This window comes from Lacinutrix sp. MEBiC02404 (genome assembly GCF_053601575.1).
In genome coordinates this window covers 72,731-97,582 of record NZ_JBSHNV010000108.1, presented here as the reverse complement: position 1 = coordinate 97,582, position 24,852 = coordinate 72,731, and the positions used below count along the sequence as shown (strand labels likewise).

The following is a 24,852-nucleotide window of genomic DNA, read 5'->3' as shown; positions in this document are numbered from 1 at the left end:
TTATGCTATTATAAGGATTGACAATAGTGGATAAAAATATCCGAATTATTTATAAACATGATAAAAATCAGCTTTAAAAGAAATTCTGGATCTTATTTTTGTTGTAATGAAATTAAGCACACAAATATTCGCTATTGGTTTAACAACGCTCCTTCTATTTAATGGAATGCGAGTAACGTTAAATTATGGGTATTACCATATAGACACTATTGGTTTTATAGAAGCATTTTGCGTAAACCAGGACAAACCAGAATTAAAATGTAATGGAAAATGTCATTTAAAAAAGGTTTCCAAATCACAAGATAAAGACCAAAAAACTCCGGAAAGTATTGTAGATTTTAAAGAGCTCCTTTTATTCACAAATACAATGGAAACTATAGTATTTCAGCAAAAAATACGACTTAAAAAACAAAACCCAAGTACGTATCAAAACCTATATTCTTTCCACAATATAAACGATTGTTTTCATCCTCCAAAAGTGTAGTTTTTCATTTCCTTATTTTCAGTGAAACCCACTGCAAACACTTAAACAAAATATAAAATTACTATACATGAAAACAGTATATAGTGTGTTATTATGCACATTAATTTCAGCAATTTCTTTTGGTCAAGAACAAAACGAAATTAAACAAGACAGCACAGCACAAAAAACGACCACTTTAGATGAAGTTATTGTTACTGGAAACTTAAAAAAAGATCCCGTATTAACCGTTGTTTCCAATACCTATGACGAAAAAATTGTACAACCTAAAAACGTTGCCGATTTATTTAATAACATCAACGGTTTTTCGGTTATAAAAAGAGGAAATTACGCGATTGATCCTTCCTTTAGAGCTTCACAATACGAACAATTAAACATTCAATACGATGGAGGAACAAAAGCAATGCATGCTTGTCCGAATCGAATGGATCCCATAACCACGCATATTATTCCGGAAGAAATTTCAAAAATAGAAATCATAAAAGGGCCATACACAGTTCGCTACGGAGCAACTTTTGGAGGCATTATTAATTTGGTAACTCAGAAACCAGATTATGAAGATTATGGGTTACACGGAAAAGTTTCGGCTGGATATGAAAGCAACGGAAATTCTTTAGTAAACTTGGCACAACTTCAATATATTCAAGAAAAATATGACATCGTTGCAAATGCAGGTTATAGAGATTTTGGTAATTATGAAGATGGAGATGGTACCGAAATACCTTCGTCTTTTAAAAGTACCGACTACGGCATTAAAGTAGGTTATAACTTTACAGACGACCAACGTTTACAAGCACATTGGAGACAATCTTTTGGACGTGATGTACAGCATGCTGCTTTGGCGATGGATACCGAATACGATAATAGCAGTATTTTGTCTTTAGATTATAAACTAGATAATATTGGAGAAGTAGCAAAATCATTAACCGCAAAAGCGTATTACAGTTATGTAGATCATTTAATGACTAATGATAACAGACCTTCTTTTATGATGATGGAAGCAGCTTCTGGCGTGGATGCAACAACTATTGGAGGAAAGCTAGAACTAAACTGGAAACCTGTAGAGAAACTAAATGTATTTTCTGGTTTAGATGCCATGCATATTGCTAGAGATGGCGGAAGAACTAGATTGGTGAAAATAATGAATGGAAATATGTTACCAACACCCATGACTTTTAATGATAAAGTGTGGCAAGATTCTTATATCACAGATTTAGGAATTTTTACTGAAGCCAAGTATAATATGACTCCTAAAACCATATTTACAGCTGGTATTCGTTATGATCATGTAACCTCAGACATACAAGATCCAGAAGCAGATTTTGCTGCTATGTATGATTTAGAAAAACGCACAGAACATAATGTAAGCGGAACAGTATCTCTTAAAAACAGAGTCTCTGATAATTTCACTTTAGAAGCTGCTTATGGTCGTGGTATTCGTTCTGCAAATATGATTGAACGTTTTATAAATCATTTTACTGTTGGCCAAGATCCTTATGAATATGTTGGAAATCCTAATTTAAAAGCAGAAGTAAATAATCAATTTGAAATTGGTTTTAAAGGAAAACAAGCTTTAAAAAATGGTTTTAATAGTTTTCGATATGAAACCTCTTTTTATTATTCCTTTTTTGAAAATTATATTGTAGGTGTTATAGATCCAACAATTGCTAAAAAGTTTAATCCTACAGCAGATCCTACCAACGTAAAAGTATTTCAAAATATAGACGAGGCATACAAAACTGGTTTTGAAGCAATGGCACAAGTAGATTTTTTAAAAGATTATTATTTTAAAACAGAATTTGCTTACGTATATGCAAAAAACAAAGATTTAAAAGAGTCGCTGCCACTAACACCACCTTTTACTAGTAAGCTAAGTTTAGGATTTCAAAAAGAAAAATTCTGGGGAAGCGTTCAATATAACTTAGTTTCTAAGCAAGAAAACATTTCAAGAAGTTTTGGAGAAACGGAAACCGATGGCTACCAAACTTTAGATGTACGTTTTGGCGTGAAACCGATTAAGAACATAACTTTAGGGGTTGCCGTAATTAATGCTTTAGACGAAGCTTATAATAACCATTTAAACTTCTCTTTTACGAATCAAGCAGACTTTGGAAGAACACCAATTACAGAACCCGGTCGTAATTTCTCTGCTTTTTTACAGTATAAATTTTAGCACATACTTAATCTAAAAACAAAAAAGTAGCGTATTTAAAAATATGCTACTTTTTTTTTATAATTAAATGTTTTACATAAAATTATCTTTCTTTAGGTTCTTCATTATCTCTATCGTTGTTAGACATAGATTTTACTAAAAAACCAACAAGAGCTAGACAAACTAATCCAAAAATAGCTATCATAATTACGCCGTTATTCCAGTTCGCTAATGCAATGCTTTGAGATATCATAAAAATAGGTGTTAGTGTTTTTAAAAGTATAAAAATAATAATTATTTGTCTTAATAAATATGACTTTTATCAGCTAAAAAAAAGGATAAATATGGATTTCTTTTTAAAATTTTTATATAATAGGAATACGATATTTTCCCTTTTTCAGGAAATACATCTTTTATTAAACAGTAGTTATTATATTCTTTTTCTGAATGATAAAAAACAACTCTTTGTCTTGTCTTGATGCAATAGAATTATAGGAAGCTTCCATTATTTTAGTATCAAAATAATGCTTAAAATATTCAATATATTCTAATTTACAACCTCCAAAAGGTGGATGTGTTTTATTTAAAGGTACATTAAAAAGCAGGCCTACTACTTTTCCATTTACCTGTAACATTTCAAATGCTTTTGCGGCATAAGCTGCTCTTAAATTAGGATCTATAGCGCAAAAAAAAGTTTGCTCCATAATGACATCAAAAGTCATGTCGACATCAAAAAAATTATTTAGAATAAGATGTGAAGCAGGAAAGGAAGGTACTCTCGTTTTTATATTGTCGAGTGCTGTTTTAGACAAATCAACAACATACACATTTTTAAATCCTTTATTATGAAGGTATTCCGCTTCATAGCTATTCCCTCCTCCTGGAATTAGTATTTTCAACTCTTTATTAGATAACTGATCGATATATTTTTTTACTGGTGGAGAAATTTCGCCTAAATCCCAACCAATATCCTCAGTTTGATATCTATTATCCCAGAATTTTTCGCTTAAATCCATTAATTAGAAGTGGTAATTATTTTAATTAATTCTTCTTTTTGAAGGACTCCAGATTGTCGCCAGACTTGTTTACCATTTTTAAACAAAAGCATGGTTGGCACACCTTTTACTTGGTATTTTGCTGCTAATGTTTGATTTTTATCCACATCTATTTTAAGTATAGAAACGTTTTCGCCTAAAGCATCTTTTACTTGTTTTAAAACCGGAGCTAATGCTTTACATGGTCCACACCAAGTTGCAAAAAAATCTACTAATACTGGTTTATCTTGATTTATTATTTCTGAAAATTTACTCATAACTCAATTAATTTTATTTATCAAAAGTTACACTCCAAATACCTCTAACCTCATTAACACCATAACCGATAGCTTTATCTTGAGGATATAAACTAGAAAGTTTACTTAATGTTAGGTTCTTTATGTCTTGATCAGGTTTTCCGTGACATTGTAAACACATTGCATTGGTTGTTATAGGATAATACACATGTACTTTATTGTCAAACAGATCTACAATAGGTTCTGGTTCTTTACTTTTTTTTATATCGTTTTTAAAAGAATTAATATACGCTAATTCTTTTTTATTTGCTAAATTATTTGGATTTCTAGGTTTATCGGAAACACGTTTTATAATTGCATGATGCACTACAGACATACTATCGGTTAAAGGATATGCTTTTTCATTACAAAAAGTTAGCGCTTCTAATGTTCCTTTTTTTTGAATAGTTCCCATTAGGTTTTTACCTAAAACCGCTTTGGTAGCTAGTGCATATTTTAAACCACGTTCTCCATAGGTTAAAGAATCCTTATTAGCGTTTGCTTGTTGCTTTTGCATGCCTTGTCCATTTCTCATTCCTTTGCCTTTACCCATTCCATTACCTTTCCCTTTGTGCATGCCTTTTTCTTCGTTAAAATGGCTTTCAAACCATTCCGGTTGTTCAATATCAAAATCGAACATATAGTCTGCAATTTGAGCAATAGTTTTCTCTGGAAAAGTTTGTTTTGGCATTACTCCAAAACGTTTTACTGCTCCAAACATTTTAGCATCTTCGGTATTTGGGTTTATAATCCAAGCTTGCATATCTGCAATAAATTGTTGCTTGGTAGTACCTTTCTTGATATAATGCTTTTTAATGGCAATCATTGGTGGACCAATTCTATCTTCCTGACTTGCAGTTGGACTATGACATGTATAGCAATTAGTTTCCAATAGTTTTTTTCCTGGATGCTGGTTAGCTTCCATTTGTTTTTCGAAAGCAGTATATTCTTTTTTGGAATTGTTACAGCTAAAAATCAACGTTAAAAAGACAACGAATAGTATTACATTTTTCATGATACATTATTTTATTTAGAAAGCCTCCCTGTTGCACAGCTCACAAAAGATTTTGCTTTAGATACAATATTATTATCTTCATCAATGGAAGGATAACCTAAAGTTTTAAGTTTATCTTTTACAGCTAAAGGATCTGCTTCATTACTAAAACGAAATGAAATTCTACTTTCATCAAGGTCTATATGAATATCAGAAATATTTTTAATTTCAGATAATTTAGTAGTTATCGTATTTACGCAACCACCACATTTTAGGTTTTGTACTAGTATGGAAGTTTTCATTTTTAATTATAGTTTAGTATTCCACCTTTAAGATCATAAATTTCTGTAAAACCCATTGCTTCTAATTTTTTTGAAGCCTTGCTGCTTCTTCTTCCACTTCTACAATAGATATAAACTGCTTGATCTTTGTTTAATTTATTAAATTCCAAACTAAAATTATTAGCGTAGAAATCGATATTTATGGCTTCCGAAATATGCCCAGTCTCATACTCTCTTGGAGTTCTAACATCTATTAATTGTACGTTTAGATTTTCTGTTTGTCCTTTGAAATCTTCCGAAGAAAGCACGGTAATCACGCTACTTTCTGTACTATTTAATCCTAATAATGTTGTTATAAAAAATATGCTTATTATGTATTTCATTTCATGATTTATTTTCTATAAAAATAACGAATAAAACACTATTAGTTAGTAACCTTTGTTACACAAAAAAGCGCGTATTACCATAATGCAATACGCGCTTTTATTAACTAAAAACTAATTTTATTTTAAGGTACTAGGACAAACATAGTCCGTTGTTGGTACATTTGTTTTTTTAATAGCGCCATAACCACCAGCAACATCGATTAAGTTATGAATACCTCTACTTTTTAAAATAGAAGCTGCAATTACCGATCTATAACCACCAGCACAATGAATATAGAAAGGTTTATTTTCTGGAAACTCGCTTAGATGGCTATTAATAGTATCTAACGCTGTGAGTTTTGCACCATCTACATGCTCTGCAAGATATTCGCCATCTTTTCTAACATCAAAAATAACATCTTGGTTGGCTTTATAGCGTTTTGCAAATTCTTCGGCAGATATAGAAGTTATAGAATCATATTCCATTCCTGCTTTTTTCCAAGCTTCAAAACTACCCGCTAAATAACCAATAACATTATCAAAACCTACACGAGAAAGTCTGGTGATTACTTCTTCTTCTCTTCCTATTGGCGCAACTAATAATATAGGCTGACTTACATCTGCAATTAATGCGCCTACCCAAGGTGCAAACCCACCATCAATACCAATAAAAATAGAACGTGGTATATGTCCTTTAACAAAATCTGCTTGATTACGTACATCTAAAACAATAGCTTCCGTTTCATTAGCTGCGGCTTCAAAAGCTTTTGGTGTTAATGGCTTTTGGGATTTTGTCATTACTTTATCAAAACTTTCATACCCTTGAATATTCATCATTACGTTTTGAGGAAAATAAGCTGGTGGTTCTGACAAACCATCTAAAAGTTCGGCAATAAATTCCGCTTTAGTCATATTTGCACGTAAAGCATAATTCACCTTTTTTTGATTCCCTAAAGTATCGGTAGTTTCTTTACTCATGTTTTTACCACAAGCAGAACCTGCTCCATGCGCTGGAAAGACAATAATATCATCTGGAAGCGTCATAATTTTATTTCTTAGAGAATCATATAAATAGCCCGCTAGCATTTCTTGCGTTAAATTTGAAGCTATTTTTTGCGCTAAATCTGGTCTACCAACATCCCCAATAAAAAGTGTATCTCCTGTAACGATACCATATTCTATTCCGTTTTCATCCATTAGCAAATACGTGGTACTTTCCATAGTATGACCTGGCGTATGGATTACTTTAATTTTGTAATCTCCCACTTCAAAGACCTGTCCATCGGTAGCTATTATAGCGTCATACGAAGGTTTTGCTGTAGGGCCAAATACTATTTGTGCTCCAGATTTCGCCTTTAAATCTAAGTGACCAGAAACAAAATCTGCATGAAAATGCGTTTCAAATATATACTTGATTTTTGCATTATCACGCTTTGCTCTATTAATATATGGCTGTACTTCTCTCAATGGATCTATAATAGCTGCTTCGCCTTTACTTTCTATATAATACGCTGCATGTGCTAAACAACCGGTATAAATTTGTTCTATTTTCATTTTTTAATTCTATTTAATTTTGGTAAAAATGTATTCGCCTTTCGGCTTGGTGCATTTTTTAATTCTATTTAATTTTGGTAAAAATGTGTTCGCCTTTCGGCTTGGTGCATTTTTTAATTCTATTTAATTTTGGTAAAAATGTGTTCGTATATGAGACATTCCAATTATTTTACTACTTCAAATTTACTACTATTTTTATTCTTTTTTTGCAACATAAGTTACATTCTTAAAAAACCAACTCCTTGAAAACAATATAAATAGACATGACCAATACAAACCACCCAAAGCTCTTTTTTAGTTTTTTACTGGATATAAATTTAGAAAAATAACCACCTACTAAAATTCCTATAATGGTTAAAAGAGAAAATATTAATAAAAACGACCATTCTATTTCTAAGACTTGTACATCTCCATAAAAACCTATTAACGAATTTATTGCTATTATTATTAAAGACGTACCTACGGCTTTTTTCATATCTAAACCAGCCCAAAGTACTAATGCTGGCACATATAGAAATCCGCCACCCGCTCCTATAAGACCTGTAATAACACCAATAATAACACCTTGGATAAAAGTTTTATAATAGGGTTGCGAACCACTACTAATTTGCTCTTTCTTTTTTGATTTAATCATAGAAAAAGCAGCTAAAAACATGATTATTCCGAAAAATATCATGATTGCCATTCCTTTTGTTAAAGAAAATGCTCCAATAGTAAAAAGTGTTTCTGGAATTGCTGGAACAAGAAATCTTCTTGAAATATATACCGCCATAAACGACGGGAAACAGAATGCTAATCCTGTTTTAAAATCTACCAATCCTTTTTGATGCTTTTGAATAACACCAACTAGTGAGGAAGAACCTACCACAAATAAGGAATATGCTGTCGCTATTACAGGATTATATCCTAAAAAATAAACCAATAATGGCACGGTAAGAATAGATCCTCCTCCACCTATTAAGCCTAATACTGCTCCAATTAAAAAAGCACTTAAATACGTTATTATTTGCTGTACATCCATATGAATAACAAAGGTAATTTATATAAATTAACAGTGTGTAACATGCGTTACAAATCTAAAATTTTAATACTATTTCTGTGTAATTCAATTTTTCCTAAATTTTCTAGTGCTTTAAGTAATCTAGAAATGACTACTCTTGAAGTATGTAAATCTCTAGCTATTTCTTGATGTGTTACCACAATAACCTCATTATGATTTACCATTGCTTTATCTTTTAAATACTTAAACAAACGTTCATCCATTTTTAAAAAAGCAATAGTATCAATAGCTTCAAGCAATTCTGTCATTCTGTTATGGTAACTCTGTAATACAAATTGTTGCCAGGATTTATATTTACCCAACCATTCTTCCATTTTTGCAATAGGTATCATTATTAACTTGGTATCTGTTTCGGCAATTGCTCTAATTTCACTTTTAGAATTTCCCAAACAACAAGATAATGTCATGGCGCAAGTATCTCCTTGCTCAATAAAATATAAAAGAAGCTCATCTCCATCTTTATCTTCCCTTAAAATCTTAATGGCTCCGCTTACTAAAAGTGGCATGGATTTTATATAATCTCCAATTTCTATTAGTTTAAAACCTTCCGGAATGTCCTTATAAGTACCTACATTATTAATTTCTTGAAGCAATGCATCTTCAAATAAATAACCATAATACTGTTGTAATTCGTCTAACATAATAAAATATTCTTCTTCACAAAGTTATATAAATAACTTCGTTGTAAATTACTATTGCCATATTATTGAAGTAAGTACTTCGTAGTTATCTAAAACCACAGCCTTATGGCGTTCTTATTTGCTTTTCATCGATTAGAAATAAAATAAAATATATAGATAAGAAACAAACCATTTATTTTTTTAAAATTGCAATATGACTAATAATTACTCCATTAATTGCACCCTCTTAATTGATGACGATAAAGTTATCAATTTTTACAATGAAAAAATTGTAAACAGACATAATGATTTCGGACAAGTAACCTCTGTTAACAGTGGCCAAAATGCATTAGATTATTTAAAAGATGCTAAGAATGGATTAATAGCAAAACCAGATTTAATATTTCTAGATATTAATATGCCTGCTATGAATGGTTGGGAATTTTTAGAAGAATTTAATAAAATAGATTCTAACTTCACGAACTCTATAAAAGTTATTTTATTGACTACTTCTAATAATCCGGATGATTTTAAACGTTCTAAAACCATTGAAATAATTTCAGATTTTATTAACAAGCCACTAACTTCTGATATTTTAGACCACGTTAAGCAAAGTCATTACATATTAGCTTCCAGTAAAAAAACGTAAAGCCCTCTTCACTTTACAAAGATTTTTTTATACTTGAAGTTTTTACTTACAAGTAATTATTTTTTCTTAATTTAGTATTGCATGTTAAAACTAAATAATTCGGTGCCATATTTTAATAAAAATGCTTTAATTTTCTTAGTTATATCACTCTTTACCTTTTCTGCATTTTCGCAGAATAAAGTTAAAATAACAGGAAAAATATCAGATCAATTTGGAAGTCTTCCTGGAGCTAAAATTAGCATTGAAGGGTCAAACACGTCTACTACTAGTGATGTTAATGGAGATTACGTTTTAAATATTGAAGAAGGTGATGTTATTATTCATGTAGCCTTTATTATGTACAAAACAGCAACCAAATCGGTACACGTTAACGCTGGTGAAGAAGTGGTTTTCGATTTTATTTTAGAAACTGGTTTTTCTATAGAACAGCCTGTTTCCTTAGGCTCTAGGGCAGAACCTAGTTCCGTATTAAAAACAACTGCCCCTGTAGATATTATTTCTCCACAAGATATTACGAACTCACCTCAAATAGAGTTAAGCCACATATTACATTACTTAGTACCTTCTTTTCACTCTACAAATCAAACCATATCGGATGGAACAGACCATATAGATCCTGCTACTTTAAGAGGTTTTGGTCCAGATCAAATATTAGTATTAGTAAATGGTAAACGTAGACATAACAGTTCCCTTTTAAATGTGAACGGAACCGTTGGTAAAGGAACGGTAGGTACCGACTTTAATGCAATTCCTGTGGCATCGATTGAAAGAATAGAAATTTTAAGAGATGGGGCAACCTCACAATATGGATCGGATGCTATTGCGGGAGTTATTAATATCATACTAAAAAAGCAAACGCAATCTATAGATGTACAAGGACGTGCGGAACAAACGACGGCAGGAGATGGTTTTACTACTTATTTTTCGGCAAATTTTGGTTTTGAAGTAGGAAAAAAAGGATTTATAAATATTACTGGAGAATACCGAAATAGAGAAGCATATAATAGAGCTGGTGATTATAATGGTTTAGTATATTCTAATGATCCGGATGAAGATGCAGACTTAATTGCTGCAAATAATTTTTACGGGCAAAATGAGTACTCCGGGAAAAGAGTCATGGAAATTGGTAATGCTTCTACACAAAATCTTGCATTATCCTTTAATGGAGAATTCCCCATTTCAAATAATTCTTTATTTTATTTTCATGGAGGGCGAAATTACAGAGAAGGAAAATCTAAAGGTTTTTACAGGTTTCCGAAAGAGATAGATCGTGTGGTATTAGAATTATTTCCGAATGGTTTTTCTCCAGAAATATTAACCGACATACAAGATGATGCCATTTCTTTAGGATTTAAAGGAGAAAAAAATAATTGGAAATTAGATTTTAGTCATACCATTGGTATTAACACTCTAGATTATACGGTAAACAATTCAAATAATGCATCCTTAGGGATTACCTCTCCTCGAACTTTTTATTCGGGTGGATTTTCTTATAAACAAAACACATCTAATCTAGATATTTCTAGAGGTTATGATTGGTTATCTGGAGTAAACATCGCCTTTGGAGGAGAATTACGTGTAGAAAACTATAACATTATTGCTGGTGAAGAAGATTCTTATTTGGATGGAAACAACACCTATATAGATAGTGATGGTATAGAACAGCAAAGTATTGCTGGTGCTCAAGTATTTCCAGGTATTCAGCCTGAAAATGAACTAAGCAGATTTAGAACCAACAGTTCTGGATATATAGATGTAGAAGTAAATACATCGAAAGAAACCTTACTTAAAGCTACTGCTAGATACGAGGCTTACAATGATTTTGGAGCACAGTTTGTTTGGAAACTATCTGGAAGATATAAAATAAGTAAAGATTTAAATTTTAGATTAGGCTTATCTACAGGATTTAGAGCTCCTTCCCTACACCAAGTATATTTTCAAAGTATAAGTACACAATTTATTGATGGAGAAATTGTACAAGTGGGAACTTTTAATAATGAAAGTGCCGTTGCTAAAGAAGCTTTTCAAATTAAAAATTTAAAACCAGAACTTTCCAACCACTTTAACGCAGGTTTTTCTGGTAAACTAGCTGAAAAATTATCCTTTACTGCAGATTATTACAATATAAAAATTAAAGATAGAATTGTGCTTTCTGGACGATTTGATGAAGGCTACGAAGCAACCCTAGAACCATTTAATGTTGGTGCTGCTCAATTTTTCTCTAATGCCATAGATACAAAAACGATTGGTTTAGATGTGGCTGTACATTACAAAAACAAAATTGGTAATGGTGAATTAAACGCATCTTTAGCAGGAAATTTAAAACAAACGGAAGTTATTGCTCTTAATAAAGTTTCTGATTTTTTAGAAGGTCAAGAAAGCACTTTGTTCAATCGTGAAGATATAGCTAGAGTAGAATTTGGACAACCAAATTATAAAGTAAATTCTATCATATCCTATCATTTTGATAAATACAGAATACAATTAGGAAACACCTTTTTTGGAAAAGTAAAATATGTAAACGCAGAAGATGGTATTCAAGAAAATTGGGTATTAAATGAATTTTCTGGAGAACTGGAAACTAGAGACCAAACGTTTTCTTCTAAATTGGTAACAGATTTAGCACTATCTTACACCTTTGAAAAAATATGCAATATCACACTTGGAGGAACAAATATCTTTAATGTGTATCCAGATAAACACACACACGCTGCCAATACAGAAAACGGTAATTTTATTTATAGTAGAAGGGTTCAGCAATTTGGTGTTAAAGGTTCTAATTATTACGTTAGATTTTTATTAAAATTATGATAATAATTACAACTAAATCCTCCTTAAATTTAAAAGCTATTTTAGCCTTTTTGTTCGTCTGTTTTCTTTTTAATTTTACTGCACAATCCCAAGAATCCAATAATGAAGAGATTAAACGTATACAACGAAGTATCTTTATTTTTAATTTTGCACAACAAGTAAGTTGGTCTAACCTAGAGGAACTTGACCAATTTAAAATTGGAGTTCTTGGTCCCGATAGAACCATTATAGACTTAAAATCCTTATCCTTAAAACGAAGAATTTTTAATAAACCTGTTCAAGTTGTAAATTTTAATGCTGTAAAAGACATTGGGAATATTCAGGTGCTTTACGTTAATAATCACTACAATTATAATATTAACTACATTCTAAACAAAATAGCAAATAAAAACATTTTACTTATTACAGAAGATTACAACTATAATACTTCTATGATTAATATGGTTAATGTAGATAATTCTTTTGAATACGAAATAAACGAAAAAAGCATAGAACGTGAAGGATTTCAAACTGCTGAAAGTTTAGGTGAACATGCAATAACTTCTTCAGACAAATGGAAACTTCTTTATAAAGATGCAAGTAAAAATTTAAACAAAACAAAAGATACCTCAGCATTACAAGAAGTAATAATTAAAAATAGTGAAAAGGAGATTCGAGATAAAACAAAAACGATCCTAGATAAAAATAATGTAATAGACACTATTTCTATAAAATTGAATGATCAGAAAAACTGGATAAATCAATTAAACAAATACAATAGAATACAAAACAAAAAGATAGAAGATAAAATTGCTATAGAAAAACAGTTAGAGCAAATTATAGACTCACAAATAGACACCTTAAAATCGCAAAGTGAAACGATAAGAGAAAGTAACGAAAAAATTAAAGTTCAGAATGATTTTCTAACAACGCTATATCAAGATATTGAAAAAAAGCAAGCTATTCTAAAAGAAAATGATAGTCAAATAAGCAAACTAAAGCTATTTAATTATTTATTAGCAGCATTAGCTTTGTTAACGCTTATTGCCTTTTATAGCATCTATAGAATGTATGTTTCTAATAAAAAATACCTGCAAGTATTAAAACAAAAAAATGCTGTTATTTATAAGCAAACACAAGAATTAGCCTCGCAAAATAAAGAGCTAGAACAATTTGCTTATATTACTAGTCATGACCTTAAAGAACCTTTAAACACCATTTCTGGATTAATTGTATTGTTACTAGATGAATACGAAGACAAATTAGATGAAGACGGACAAATGAGTTTAAACTTTATTAATGAATCTAGTTTAAGAATGAAATCACTCATTGATTCGCTTTTAGAATATTCTAGATTAGGAAAAATTAAAGAGTACAACGCCATAAATACTTCTACATTAATGGAAGCTATAAAAATAGATTTAGGGAGCATGATATCTAAATCTAATGCTAAAATAACCACTAAAAACCTACCAATTATCACTGGTTCTGATATAGAAATACGCTTATTATTTCAAAATTTAATAAGTAATAGCGTTAAATTTATAGATGCAAACACTACGCCCAATATAATGATTTCATGCATTAAAACCGAGGATGAAGAATCTCAAGAATATTGGCAATTTGCGGTAACAGATAATGGTATTGGTATCCCAGAAAACTACCAAGACAGAATATTTGCTATCTTTCAACGGTTACATAATAGAGAGAAATATGAAGGAACTGGTATTGGATTAGCACATTGCAAAAAAATTGTAGAATCGCATGGCGGAAAAATTTGGTTACAATCTAAAGAAGGAATCGGAACCACTTTTTATTTTACAATACCAGTGGAAACAAACGCTACTTTTTTGGCTGCTGAAAACAAACGGAAAGCATAGCATACAATTCGGGATGCTTCTGTTTAAAAAGCTTTGGTCTTTCAAAAAAATACTCCGAAGCTACCGCAAAAAATTCAATGTCACTTGTACCTCCATAATTTCTAATATCCGATGCATCGTTATTAATAGCTTCCATTTCTTTGTGCATTAATGCTAACCAAGGCGCAATATATTCTTTACCTAGAAAAAACGCAGGAATACCATCGGTTTCCCCATCCATTTTATCTAACAAATGTACAAACTCATGCACTGGCGTATTGTGTTTATCTGTTTTGTTATTAAAGGCTAATCGGATTGCCTTTTTAGAGAGAATCATTTGTTTCTCAAAACGACCAGTTCCTACCATTCCAAGAATTTGTTTATTTTCATCTGTATCCGAAAACTGTAAATCCGCATTAAAACTATCGGGATAAACAATAATACCAGACAAGTTATTGTAACTCCAATTAGAAAACCCAAATACCGGAATAATAGCACTAGAAGCTATTAAAATCTTATCTAGTTCTTCTATTTCTGTATTTACTCCATCAATATGTATTTCACTTAAAAAAAGCATAATCCGTTTTCTAAATATTGTTTGATTTTCTGGAGTTAAATTTTTATAAAAAAGTACCTTTTCCATTAAAATAGCATGCCAATGTTTTGGCGTTTCTTGTACCTTTTTAGCTTTCATGACATAGAAAGCATAGCAAACAAAAATTACAAATACTATAAAAACAAATGTGTAAATCATATTCTTAAATTGTATTTGCAAAATATTCTATTTTTTAGAGAATAAAAAAATATACGATCACTTATCTTCGTAAAAAAAACAAAATGCTAAAAGCGGTTTTATTTGATATGGATGGTGTTATTGTAGATACAGAACCACTACATCACAAAGCGTATCACAAGATGTTTAACGACTACAACATAAAAGTAAACAAAGATTTATACGAAAGCCTTACCGGACAATCCACAAAAAATGTTTGCAAAAAATTATGTAACCATTTTGATTTGAACGAAAACCCAAATGCACTTGTAGATAGAAAAAGATACCATTTTAAAGATCTTTTTTTTAACGATCCTAGCCTAAAGCTAATAGATGGTGTACATGATATTATTAAAGAGTACCATAAAAATGGAATCACCTTAGTACTTGCCTCTTCTGCTTCTATGCTTACCATAAATAATGTGTTTACTAAATTTAATTTGGACCAATATTTTGTAGCCAAATTAAGTGGGGCAGATTTAAAAGCATCTAAACCGCATCCTGAAATATTTATAAAAGCAGCGGAAGCTTCTGGTTTTAAAAGAAAGGAATGTTTGGTAATTGAAGACTCGACTAGCGGAATTAAAGCTGCTTTTGACGCGGGAATTTATTGTGTTGGTTATGATAGCTTAAACTCTAAAAACCAAGACTATTCTTTAGCAAACAAAGTAGTTTCTAACTTTAATGAGATACCTTTTGAGAAGGTTATGAATTTAGTATAGAACGATACAATCATTTATGTATTTACTTCTAAAAAGGAATGTATTTACTAGAAGTCAAGCATTATAATTTCATTTAACCTTAAAAAATATAATGCTTAACAACAGATAACTCTTTTATTTTATATACTTATTAAGGAGACTTTTAAGAAGTCTTACATCTTTATCTTTTTCACGACTTAGATTCTTTTTACTATCGCATTCAAATAAAGAATAATCAATTTCGATGAAATGGATTTCCTTTTTTTCAAGAACATCTCTTCGTCTTTTATTATACTTTTTTATTTGTTCTCCTCTAGTAATACCACTAACTGTCATCACATCTAGTTTTTCTAAATGCTCCTTTGTTTGGTTTTGCTTTTCTGAAAATTCAACCACTAAATTAGCTCCTTCATAAAAGGCTGCTAAAGGTAATTTTGTTCTTGTTTTTCCTTTTTTATGCATATCGCCAAACAAAAAAGAAAAGGTATGTTTACGGGAAGCTTTTTCTTTAAGTATTTCGTCACAAAGATCTAAAATGTAGAACTCATCACTATTCTCTCTAACTTCTTTGGATCTTTCTTTTTTAGAAATAGTACTTACAGTTTCACTCTTAGGAAACGTAACTCCTTCTCGTACCAAATACCAATAGACAGCTGTCTCTGTTCTTTCTGCATGCACAAAAGGTATCGTGTTTAATGTATTCTCTTTATCTAAAGCTCTTAATACTTTTCTAAGCGGTAAGCCTTTTTTTTGATCCTTTGTAAAAACACCAGCTTCTATTAAATCAGACATGATGTCTTTTGCAGGAATCCAATCTTTATCCGTATTTGTAGTAAAGTAATTCTCTATTACCTTATTTATTTGCGTTACTCTATCTTCGCTATTACTTCTATTCTCCATGATTATCACTTTTATATTACTTGCATGGACTGCAAATAAAACGGCTGCAAGATAAGTGAATATTATCACGAAATAATTATACTACCTATTTAATTCTATACTAAATAGTATATGTACTTACTTCTGTTGGTTTTACGCTTTTTAGAACGCCATAATATAAACCCTTTGTGCTTGCTATTCCTTTAAATCTAAACAGTATTTTATATAAAACAGGTAGTAAAAATCGCCCATATATTAGAGCGATAAAAAACGTCATACATCGTATTATAGAAAGCTTTAAAGAGTAATTAAGTAGTTTAACGATTAAATTCTTTTTGTGGAAGAACTCCACTTATTTTCGCTTCTCTCATTAAGATTAATAGCAAATTATTTAATGAACAAGATTTTGTCATGGCGTTATGCCAATGGCTTGACCTATAAAATGATTGCTATTATGAAAAAAAATCTACTTTTTTTTACGCTTGTTATAACTATTTTTACACATAGTTTTAATGGATTTTCGACAAATGTTAAGCACCTATCCCTTGACACAACTTCAACTAGCGCATACAACAATACGTCTTTAAATACGGAAGCCGCTTTGTTTTCTGAATATAAAACGGATACTCTAAATAATTCGACATTTAGAACTATTACAACTTGTCCAGGTCCAAATATTTCTAGAAATGTAGATCCAGGAGTTTGTAGTGCAGTAGTAACATTTGCACTTCCAACGACAAATATAAGTGGTGGCTCCATGGTTTTAAGAACTCCTTCTTTAGGTGATGGCGACACTTTCCCTGTTGGTATAACCTCTGTGACTTATGATGAACATGATGCTGCAGGTCACGCAACGGGAAACAGCTGTACTTTTGATGTAATAGTTACAGATAATGAAGCTCCTATTCCTGACGTAGCAACTTTAGCTAACATAACAGCCCAATGTGAAATAACTACTTTAACGTCGCCAACGGCAACAGATAATTGTAGCGGAATGGTAACTGTTACAAACGATGCTACACTTCCTATTACAACACAAGGAACAACAGTGATAACTTGGACATATACAGATGTTAATCTAAATGCTTCCATACAAACGCAAAACATAGTAATTACAGATGTTGCTGCTCCTGTTGCTGATCTTGCAACTTTGGCAAATGTAACGGCACAATGTGAAGTAACTACTTTAACACCCCCAACTGCAACAGATAATTGTGGTGGAATAGTTACTGTTACAAACGATGCAACACTTCCTATTACAACACAAGGAACAACCTTCGTAACTTGGACATATACAGATGTTAATCTGAATGCTTCCACACAAACACAAAACATAATAATTACAGATGCTACTGCTCCTGTTGCGGATCTTGCAACTTTGCCAGATGTAACGTCACAATGTGAAGTAACGACTTTAACTGCACCAACGGCTACCGATAATTGTGGTGGAACGGTAGCTGTTACCAACGATGCATCACTTCCTATTACAACCCAAGGAACAACTGTTGTTACTTGGACATATACGGATGTTAATTTGAATGCTTCCACACAAACACAAAATGTAATAATTACAGATGTTACTGCTCCTGTTGCTGATGTTGCAACTTTAGCTAACGTAACGGCACAATGTGAAGTAACTACTTTAACCGCACCGACTGCAACTGATAATTGTGGCGGAACAATAACAGGAACAACAACCACTACTTTTCCAATCACAACGCAAGGAACAACAGTTGTTACTTGGACATATACAGATGTTAATTTAAATGCTTCCACACAAACACAAAACATAGTAATTACAGATGTTATTGCTCCTGTTGCTGATGTTGCAACTTTAGCAGATGTAACTTCTGAATGTGAAGTAACTTCGTTAACTGCTCCTACTGCGACAGATAATTGTGGTGGAACGGTAACAGTAACAAATGATGCAACACTTCCTATTGCAACCCAAGGAACAACTGTTGTTACTTGGACGTATACGGATGCCAATTCAAATGCTTCTACACAAACACAAAATGTAATTATTGATGATCTTTCTGCTCCGACTCCAGATGTAGCAGTATTATCAAATATTACTGCGGAATGTGAAGTAACTAGCCTAACTGCTCCTACTGCTACAGATAATTGTGGTGGAACAGTAACTGTTACAAACGATGCAACTTTGCCAATCACAATCCAAGGAACCTCTATTGTTACTTGGACATATAATGATGGTAACGGAAATAGTAGTTCACAAACGCAAAATGTGATTATTAATGACACAACACTCCCTGCAGCTGTTTGTCAAAATTTCTCAGTGACATTAGACGTTACTGGTAATGCAACTATATCAGTTTCGGATATAGACAACGGTTCTTCTGATAATTGTGGAATTCAATCCATGTCATTAGATAATACACTGTTCGATTGTTCTAATTTAGGAAGCAATACTGTAATATTAACGGTTAGAGATTTATCTGGTAATATATCAACATGTACAGCTACGGTAACCGTTATAGACCCTGCAGCTAGCGCAAGTGTAAGTATTCTTTCTGATGACGCTAATAATGAAATTTGTAATGGCGAAAGTTTAACTTTTACAGCAACACCTTTTGATGGTGGTGCCACACCTATATATGAATGGTTTATTAATGGTACTTCTTTTGGGACAAATAGTCCAACATTTACACCGTTTACACCTTTGCCTGTTGGTACAAATACTATTTATGTAGAAATGCAATCGAGTTTATCTGCTTGTATTTTACCTAAACCGAGTAATACGATTTCTGTTATAGTACATCCAGCACCAACAATAACAGCTCCTACACAAATTTGTATGGGGAATTCGCGAACGCTAACACCAAATACAGGTGGAACGTGGACAAGTAGTAATACCGGTATTGCTACGGTAACTAACGCTGGTGTGATTACACCTGTTGCTCCTGGAAACGTAACCTTTACGTTTCAAGATAACACAACAATATGTGCAAGTACTACGAATACTGTGGTTATTAATGCATTGCCAATAGCATCTGCACCTACAACCATCTGTGTTAATGAAATAAATAGTGCTTCACCTGCAACTGGTGGTACATGGACTAGTAGTAATTCTAGTGTTGCAACCATAACAAACACAGGATCTATAACAGGTGTTACTCCTGGGTTTGTAACTTTTACCTTCAATGATGCTAATGGATGCAGTGATACAACCAATAGTATGGAAGTGTTAGATATACCCGTAATTACTTCTGTAACGGTTTCAGAGGATCCAGTTTGTGCTGGTGATCCTAGTATTTTAACGGCCACTGTATTAGGTGCAGGAGGAAACAACGTAACTTTAGTAAACTATAATTTCAATACAGGTAATGGATATACCTCACTAGATGGTCAACCTTTGCCTGGCATAACTACTAGTGTAGCTGGAAGCATTGATTATAACAGACCTAATCAAGGAGTTACAACAACTCCCGCTGCTTTTACACAGAATAATACGGCAGGTAGAGCATTACGTCAGATTGATGATTATAGTGACGGACAATGGTGGGCAGGAGGCGCTCCTGATGACGGATATTGGTATTTCAATGTAGGCGGTGCAAACTTAGCTAATTATCAGAATTTCGGTGTTTATTTTCAAGCCAAAAGAGCAACTAGATTTGGAAATAATAAATTTATACGTGTACAATACAGAATTAATAACGCAGGACCTTGGAATAATATAGGAGTTCAATTAAATATAAACAATAACACAAATTGGCGAACATTTAACGAAAATTTACCTGTAGAAGCAAATAATCCAAACGTATTAAATTTTAGACTTTATGTAAATGATGGATCAACTGGCCCATTCTATAATCCAAGAGAACCGCACATACTTTTAGATAACTTCCAAGTACAGGGTGAAACTGCTGGAAATTCATTTGATTATGCTTGGACTGCAAATACAGGTGCAAATGCAGGTCTACCTGCAGGAGTAGGAACACCCAGCCCAACGAACAGTCAAATAACAGTTAATCCACTAGTTACTACAAACTATACCGTAACCGTAACCAATAGTGATGGTTGTCCAGTATCAGCTACTGAAACAGTCAATGTATATCCTGTACCAGACTTAACCATTTTTACGGATTACTGTCCAGCACCACCTAATCAAAATACCGTACAATTAAATGCAACTGGACTTGGTTTTGTTAGTTATGAATGGAATACGGGAGAAACAACGCCGTCTATATTTGTTGATATTGCTGGACAATATCAAGTTTTTGGCACAACTGCAGATGGTTGTTCCGTAGGAGCAACAATAAATGTCGCACAAGAACTAGTTGTAAATGGAGATTTTTCTCAAGGTGATGTGGGCTTTAGCAGTGATTATTTATTTATTCCAGATGTGGGCGGAAATAATGAACTGGTGAATGATTCTGGTAATAGAGGTTATTCTATAACAACAAATGGTAACAATGTTCATCCTAATTTCTGGGGCGATGATCACACCAATGATGCCGTTGGTAATTTTATGGCTGTTAATGGTCATGGTAATACTTTGGTTGTATGGGAGCAGGATAATTTGATAATAGAACCAAACACCACATATTATTTTTCTGCTTGGGGAATGAGTTTAAATAACTCAAGTCAAAGAGCACAGCTTACATTCAATGTCAGAGGAAACAATGATGCAACAGATACTAATATTGGTACTGCTCCTGTTTTACCTACTCATCCAAATAATAACAATCCAGGTTCTGATAATTGGACACGATTTTATGGTACTTGGAACTCTGGAACAAATACTTCTTTAGATATAGAAATTAGAAATTTAAACAATTCTCTAGGTGGAAATGATTTTGGATTAGATGACATATCATTCGCTACATTATCCACATTTATTCGATTAACAACTCCAGTAGGAACAGATAATCAAATCGTTTGTCAAAATGCACCAATAACGGATATTACTTATGATATTGGAGGAGGTTTAACACCACCAAGTATTTCGGGATTACCAGCAGGCTTAACCACAACTTTCGATGGATTAGAATTTGTTATTACAGGAACACCGACTCAGGTAGGGACTTTTAATTATACCCTTCAAACCACCTCCAGTTGTGATGTTAAAACAGCCACTGGGATTATTACAGTTAATGAAGCACCTGTTGTAGCTATTAATACTTTACCACAAACAGTTTGTCAATCTAATGCATCCATACTACTCGCAGCTAATCTAACATTTGGAGCTACGGTAGGAAACGCAGGGTCTGGTTGGTCCACTTCAGGAACTGGTACATTTGATGATATCTATAACTTAGCACCAACCTACACTTTTGGTGTTGGTGAAACAGGAACTGTAACGCTTACGTTTACCTCAAATATACCAACAGGTCCTTGTTTAGAGACTACAGATAGTATAGATATAGAGATTACACCTTATATTATTGCAGCTGCTGGTCCAAATCAATTAACAACTAATTGTTCAGACACAACTGTTACATTAGCCGCAAATAATACTACAGGAAACTGGACAGCTACTCCTAATACAGGATATTTTTCAGATCCAACAGCTTATAATGCATCTTTTACGGGAGAAAGCGGGGAAACATATATATTAACATGGACAGTAACTAACGTTTCGCCTTGTAGCGACACAACAGATACAGTAGAAATTACGATTCCTAATTGTGCGGATAACTTAGTATTTGATGGAACAGATGACAATATAAGTTTTGCCGATAATTATGGTTTAGATACAGGTTCTTTCAGTATAGAAGCTTGGATAAAACCAAATACCGTTTCAGGAACACAAACCATTATATCTAAACGAAATGGGAATAATTTAAATTCTGGTTACGACTTAAGTCTAATAGGTAATAGACTATATTTCCGTTGGAATAACAGTGAAATATTTGCAACACAAACTATGAATAACACCAAATGGTATCATGTAGCTGTTACCTATGATGGTGCAAATTACACCATGTATATTGATGGTTTTGTTATCCGAGCAGCAACTGCAGGTGCCTCTCCAATAGTAAATACGAATAAAGCACTTATTGGTGCAATGGATAGAACAAACAATAGTGCTACAAATTTCTTTGGAGGTGGTATTGATGAAGTTCGAATCTGGAACAGCTCCATATCCCAAACGCAAATTCGTGAAATGATGAATCAGGAAATTGAAGCTAATGGTACCGATGTTTCAGGTGTTGTTGTTCCTTTAAATATAAGTGGTGGTTTACAATGGAATAATTTGATTGGTTATTACCAAATGAAGTCAGGATCACAAGCATCTGTTTCAGGAGGAATGATTCAAGATATTTCTACAGCAAATCCAATAGCTGGAAATCTGAATAAAATGACTACTGATCAGTTAGAAACGGCTCCTATACCATATGTATCTATTGCAGGCACAGATTGGGATTTAAGTACGACATGGTCAAGTCCTTCAGTTCAACAAATACCAAACTCTAAATTAAATAGTATAAATGGTTTTGAGCAAACATGGAATATTGTACAAACCGAAACGAATGTCATTACAAATAGACCAGCAACCGTGTTAAGCAAAACAGTTTTGCTCGGATTAATCGTTGAGAATAATACATTAAGTATTGCAAATGATCAACCATTAATAGTGAATAAATACCTCAAAATAAATGGAACTTTAGATTTACAAGGTGAATCGCAGTTGCTACAACCAATTGGAAGTATAGTCGATTATACAGGAAATGGTAACTTACACAGGGATCAACAAGGAACAACCAACTTATATAATTACAACTACTGGTCATCCCCTGTAAGTTCAGATGGGAATACGTATCAAATTGGAAGTGTGCTATATGATGGTACTTCTCCTGTAAATTGGACGCCGGCTCATGATGCAAATGGAGGTTCTCCGGTAACTATGAGTAGTCGTTGGTTATATTTATTTGAAAATTACGCATACGATTCTTACATCAATTGGCACCGAATTGATCAAACCTACGCTATTAATGTTGGTTTAGGTTTCACCATGAAAGGAAGCGGAAATTCAACTGCCTATCAAAATTACACCTTTGTAGGCCAGCCTAATAATGGAGATATAACACATGTCATAAGCGCAAGTATAGATCCTGTAATTGGAAATGAGTCTTTAATTGGAAATCCATACCCATCCGCAATAGATGCTAATGCAGTCATTGCAAGTAACCAAACTACATTACTAGATGGTACGATAAGATATTGGGAACATGCACCAAGCAATAATTCGCATGTAACAGCGGCCTATGAAGGTGGATATGCCTATTACAATCTATTAGGTGGTGGAGTTGCTGCCGTTTCTCCTCCTGAAATAAATGGCGTTGGAAATGCTACCACATTGCCTAAACGCTTCATTCCAGTTGGGCAAGGTTTTATGGTAACTGCTAAGCCGGCTGGTGGAACATTCGAGTTTAATAATAGTCAACGTGTTTTCATAAAAGAAACGAGTGGTAATTCCGTTTTTATGCGAACAGAAAATAGAGATCAGGAATCTGATGATCATGGAAATGAAAATCAATTAATCCGTATTGATTTTAAATCACCGGAAAATGCCGTTCGTCATTTACTATTAGGTTTCACACCAAACAATGAAGCTAGTGAAGGAGTGGATTATGGCTACGATGCACTAAACACCGATTACTTCGCAAGCGACATGTCCTTTATCATAGAAGGTGAAAAATATGTAATTCAAGGTGTTGGAGCATTCCATGACGAGAATATGTATCCGGTAACCATAGATTTGGGTACCACTGGAAACATACAGATTAAACTAGCAGAACTAGAAAATTTTAACGAAGAAATTGATGTTTTTGTATTTGATGCTTTATTAGAAACGTACACGCGGATCAATGATACTCATTATCAAATTACATTAGATGCAGGAAGCCATAGCGATAGATACTTTATTAGTTTCAAAGATGGAAGCGCATTAAATACTCCTGACGCGCAATTCTCTAACGTAGTGATTAACTATTTAACGGATACAAGTGAAATTTATATTAATGTACCAACTTCTGTAGATATTAAACAAGTCTACTTGGTTAATTTATTAGGACAAACGGTTAAATCTTGGAATGGAACAAACGCACCTCTATCCCATGAATGTAAACTTCCGGTTAAGAAAATATCAGAAGGCACCTACATAATTAAAGTACGAACTTCGGATAATGCGCTCATTAACAAGAAAATTGTAGTAAAACAATAACGAATACATCCGAAATTACAAATTAAAATAGCGATCCTTTTGGGTCGCTTTTTTTTTGCTAAATAAGTATAGAAACGTCAACTATATCTAAGACTTCAAAGCTACTATCTAAACAAAAAAAAGCACAAAAATACAGCTACAACTAATACACAATTTTAAACCGACAAGAAAAAAAGA

The 24,852-nt window shown here is 32.7% G+C and carries 18 protein-coding genes; 7 read left to right on the top strand and 11 right to left on the bottom strand.

Translation table 11 applies throughout. The features are described from left to right. Positions 1–106: 106 nt before the first annotated feature. Both ACVCXO_RS01510 and ACVCXO_RS01505 read left to right on the top strand, forming a co-directional pair. The gene (locus ACVCXO_RS01510) at positions 107–484 is read left to right on the top strand and encodes a hypothetical protein (RefSeq protein WP_452227835.1); all 378 of its coding nucleotides are present in this window, start codon (positions 107–109) and stop codon (positions 482–484) included. A 67-nt stretch (positions 485–551) separates the two neighbouring features. Further along, entirely contained in the window at positions 552–2,654 is a 2,103-nt protein-coding gene (locus ACVCXO_RS01505) for a TonB-dependent receptor (protein ID WP_452227834.1), read from the top strand. A gap of 82 nt (positions 2,655–2,736) precedes the next feature. On the opposite strand, the gene ACVCXO_RS01500 is transcribed toward ACVCXO_RS01505, so the two are convergent. The 9 genes from ACVCXO_RS01500 to ACVCXO_RS01460 all read right to left on the bottom strand — a co-directional run bounded on the left by ACVCXO_RS01500 (position 2,737) and on the right by ACVCXO_RS01460 (position 8,858). Then, positions 2,737–2,886, bottom strand: coding sequence for a hypothetical protein (locus ACVCXO_RS01500; RefSeq protein WP_452227833.1), 150 nt, complete (start codon positions 2,884–2,886; stop codon positions 2,737–2,739). Positions 2,887–3,049: 163 nt separating this feature from the next. After that, positions 3,050–3,649, bottom strand: coding sequence for a methyltransferase domain-containing protein (locus ACVCXO_RS01495; RefSeq protein WP_452227832.1), 600 nt, complete (start codon positions 3,647–3,649; stop codon positions 3,050–3,052). Then, entirely contained in the window at positions 3,649–3,945 is a 297-nt protein-coding gene (gene trxA, locus ACVCXO_RS01490) for a thioredoxin (RefSeq protein WP_452227831.1), read from the bottom strand. Before trxA ends, ACVCXO_RS01495 begins: the two co-directional genes overlap by 1 nt. Before the next feature lie 13 nt (positions 3,946–3,958). Continuing rightward, positions 3,959–4,978, bottom strand: coding sequence for a c-type heme family protein (locus ACVCXO_RS01485; RefSeq protein ID WP_452227830.1), 1,020 nt, complete (start codon positions 4,976–4,978; stop codon positions 3,959–3,961). Positions 4,979–4,989: 11 nt separating this feature from the next. Then, a complete protein-coding gene (locus ACVCXO_RS01480; RefSeq protein WP_452227829.1) occupies positions 4,990–5,259 on the bottom strand; it encodes a heavy-metal-associated domain-containing protein in 270 nt (89 codons plus the stop codon). 2 nt (positions 5,260–5,261) lie between these two features. Continuing rightward, complete coding sequence (locus ACVCXO_RS01475) at positions 5,262–5,621, bottom strand: rhodanese-like domain-containing protein (RefSeq protein WP_452227828.1); 360 nt, start codon at positions 5,619–5,621, stop codon at positions 5,262–5,264. 120 nt (positions 5,622–5,741) lie between these two features. Further along, positions 5,742–7,157 carry an MBL fold metallo-hydrolase gene (locus ACVCXO_RS01470; protein ID WP_452227827.1) on the bottom strand — a complete coding sequence of 472 codons (1,416 nt, stop codon included), beginning with the start codon at positions 7,155–7,157 and terminating at the stop codon, positions 5,742–5,744. A gap of 226 nt (positions 7,158–7,383) precedes the next feature. After that, positions 7,384–8,178: a sulfite exporter TauE/SafE family protein gene (locus tag ACVCXO_RS01465; RefSeq protein ID WP_452227826.1), complete on the bottom strand. Its 795-nt coding sequence runs from the start codon at positions 8,176–8,178 to the stop codon at positions 7,384–7,386. 47 nt (positions 8,179–8,225) lie between these two features. Further along, positions 8,226–8,858, bottom strand: a complete 633-nt coding sequence (locus ACVCXO_RS01460) for a Crp/Fnr family transcriptional regulator (protein WP_452227825.1) — start codon at positions 8,856–8,858, stop codon at positions 8,226–8,228. Positions 8,859–9,051: 193 nt separating this feature from the next. Here ACVCXO_RS01460 and ACVCXO_RS01455 point away from each other — a divergent pair, with 193 nt between their 5' ends. The 3 genes from ACVCXO_RS01455 (at position 9,052) to ACVCXO_RS01445 (ending at position 14,156) form a co-directional block, all read left to right on the top strand. Then, positions 9,052–9,486, top strand: coding sequence for a response regulator (locus ACVCXO_RS01455; RefSeq protein WP_452227824.1), 435 nt, complete (start codon positions 9,052–9,054; stop codon positions 9,484–9,486). A gap of 81 nt (positions 9,487–9,567) precedes the next feature. Next, positions 9,568–12,297 (top strand): TonB-dependent receptor, encoded by a 2,730-nt coding sequence (locus ACVCXO_RS01450; RefSeq protein WP_452227823.1) that lies wholly within the window; start codon positions 9,568–9,570, stop codon positions 12,295–12,297. Beyond that, positions 12,294–14,156 carry a YfiR/HmsC family protein gene (locus ACVCXO_RS01445; protein ID WP_452227822.1) on the top strand — a complete coding sequence of 621 codons (1,863 nt, stop codon included), beginning with the start codon at positions 12,294–12,296 and terminating at the stop codon, positions 14,154–14,156. Before ACVCXO_RS01450 ends, ACVCXO_RS01445 begins: the two co-directional genes overlap by 4 nt. Here the strand turns inward: ACVCXO_RS01445 and ACVCXO_RS01440 are convergent. Further along, entirely contained in the window at positions 14,119–14,889 is a 771-nt protein-coding gene (locus ACVCXO_RS01440) for a M90 family metallopeptidase (protein ID WP_452227821.1), read from the bottom strand. The two genes, ACVCXO_RS01445 and ACVCXO_RS01440, sit on opposite strands and share 38 nt — an antisense overlap. Before the next feature lie 83 nt (positions 14,890–14,972). Between ACVCXO_RS01440 and ACVCXO_RS01435 the strand changes: the two genes are divergently transcribed. Then, entirely contained in the window at positions 14,973–15,629 is a 657-nt protein-coding gene (locus ACVCXO_RS01435) for an HAD family hydrolase (RefSeq protein ID WP_452227820.1), read from the top strand. Between the two features lie 114 nt (positions 15,630–15,743). Here the strand turns inward: ACVCXO_RS01435 and ACVCXO_RS01430 are convergent, their stop codons facing one another. Next, positions 15,744–16,508, bottom strand: coding sequence for a hypothetical protein (locus ACVCXO_RS01430; protein ID WP_452227819.1), 765 nt, complete (start codon positions 16,506–16,508; stop codon positions 15,744–15,746). A 433-nt stretch (positions 16,509–16,941) separates the two neighbouring features. Between ACVCXO_RS01430 and ACVCXO_RS01425 the strand changes: the two genes are divergently transcribed. Beyond that, positions 16,942–24,675 carry an HYR-like domain-containing protein gene (locus ACVCXO_RS01425; RefSeq protein ID WP_452227818.1) on the top strand — a complete coding sequence of 2,578 codons (7,734 nt, stop codon included), beginning with the start codon at positions 16,942–16,944 and terminating at the stop codon, positions 24,673–24,675. Positions 24,676–24,852: the final 177 nt, after the last annotated feature.

What these genes read in the sequence shown, in the direction of transcription:
- ACVCXO_RS01510 (WP_452227835.1), top strand. Translation starts at nt 107, where the DNA reads ATGAAATTAAGCACACAAATATTCGCTATTGGTTTAACAACGCTCCTT.
- ACVCXO_RS01505 (WP_452227834.1), top strand. Translation starts at nt 552, where the DNA reads ATGAAAACAGTATATAGTGTGTTATTATGCACATTAATTTCAGCAATT.
- ACVCXO_RS01500 (WP_452227833.1), bottom strand. Translation starts at nt 2,886, where the DNA reads ATGATATCTCAAAGCATTGCATTAGCGAACTGGAATAACGGCGTAATT.
- ACVCXO_RS01495 (WP_452227832.1), bottom strand. Translation starts at nt 3,649, where the DNA reads ATGGATTTAAGCGAAAAATTCTGGGATAATAGATATCAAACTGAGGAT.
- trxA (WP_452227831.1), bottom strand. Translation starts at nt 3,945, where the DNA reads ATGAGTAAATTTTCAGAAATAATAAATCAAGATAAACCAGTATTAGTA.
- ACVCXO_RS01485 (WP_452227830.1), bottom strand. Translation starts at nt 4,978, where the DNA reads ATGAAAAATGTAATACTATTCGTTGTCTTTTTAACGTTGATTTTTAGC.
- ACVCXO_RS01480 (WP_452227829.1), bottom strand. Translation starts at nt 5,259, where the DNA reads ATGAAAACTTCCATACTAGTACAAAACCTAAAATGTGGTGGTTGCGTA.
- ACVCXO_RS01475 (WP_452227828.1), bottom strand. Translation starts at nt 5,621, where the DNA reads ATGAAATACATAATAAGCATATTTTTTATAACAACATTATTAGGATTA.
- ACVCXO_RS01470 (WP_452227827.1), bottom strand. Translation starts at nt 7,157, where the DNA reads ATGAAAATAGAACAAATTTATACCGGTTGTTTAGCACATGCAGCGTAT.
- ACVCXO_RS01465 (WP_452227826.1), bottom strand. Translation starts at nt 8,178, where the DNA reads ATGGATGTACAGCAAATAATAACGTATTTAAGTGCTTTTTTAATTGGA.
- ACVCXO_RS01460 (WP_452227825.1), bottom strand. Translation starts at nt 8,858, where the DNA reads ATGTTAGACGAATTACAACAGTATTATGGTTATTTATTTGAAGATGCA.
- ACVCXO_RS01455 (WP_452227824.1), top strand. Translation starts at nt 9,052, where the DNA reads ATGACTAATAATTACTCCATTAATTGCACCCTCTTAATTGATGACGAT.
- ACVCXO_RS01450 (WP_452227823.1), top strand. Translation starts at nt 9,568, where the DNA reads ATGTTAAAACTAAATAATTCGGTGCCATATTTTAATAAAAATGCTTTA.
- ACVCXO_RS01445 (WP_452227822.1), top strand. Translation starts at nt 12,294, where the DNA reads ATGATAATAATTACAACTAAATCCTCCTTAAATTTAAAAGCTATTTTA.
- ACVCXO_RS01440 (WP_452227821.1), bottom strand. Translation starts at nt 14,889, where the DNA reads ATGATTTACACATTTGTTTTTATAGTATTTGTAATTTTTGTTTGCTAT.
- ACVCXO_RS01435 (WP_452227820.1), top strand. Translation starts at nt 14,973, where the DNA reads ATGCTAAAAGCGGTTTTATTTGATATGGATGGTGTTATTGTAGATACA.
- ACVCXO_RS01430 (WP_452227819.1), bottom strand. Translation starts at nt 16,508, where the DNA reads ATGGAGAATAGAAGTAATAGCGAAGATAGAGTAACGCAAATAAATAAG.
- ACVCXO_RS01425 (WP_452227818.1), top strand. Translation starts at nt 16,942, where the DNA reads ATGAAAAAAAATCTACTTTTTTTTACGCTTGTTATAACTATTTTTACA.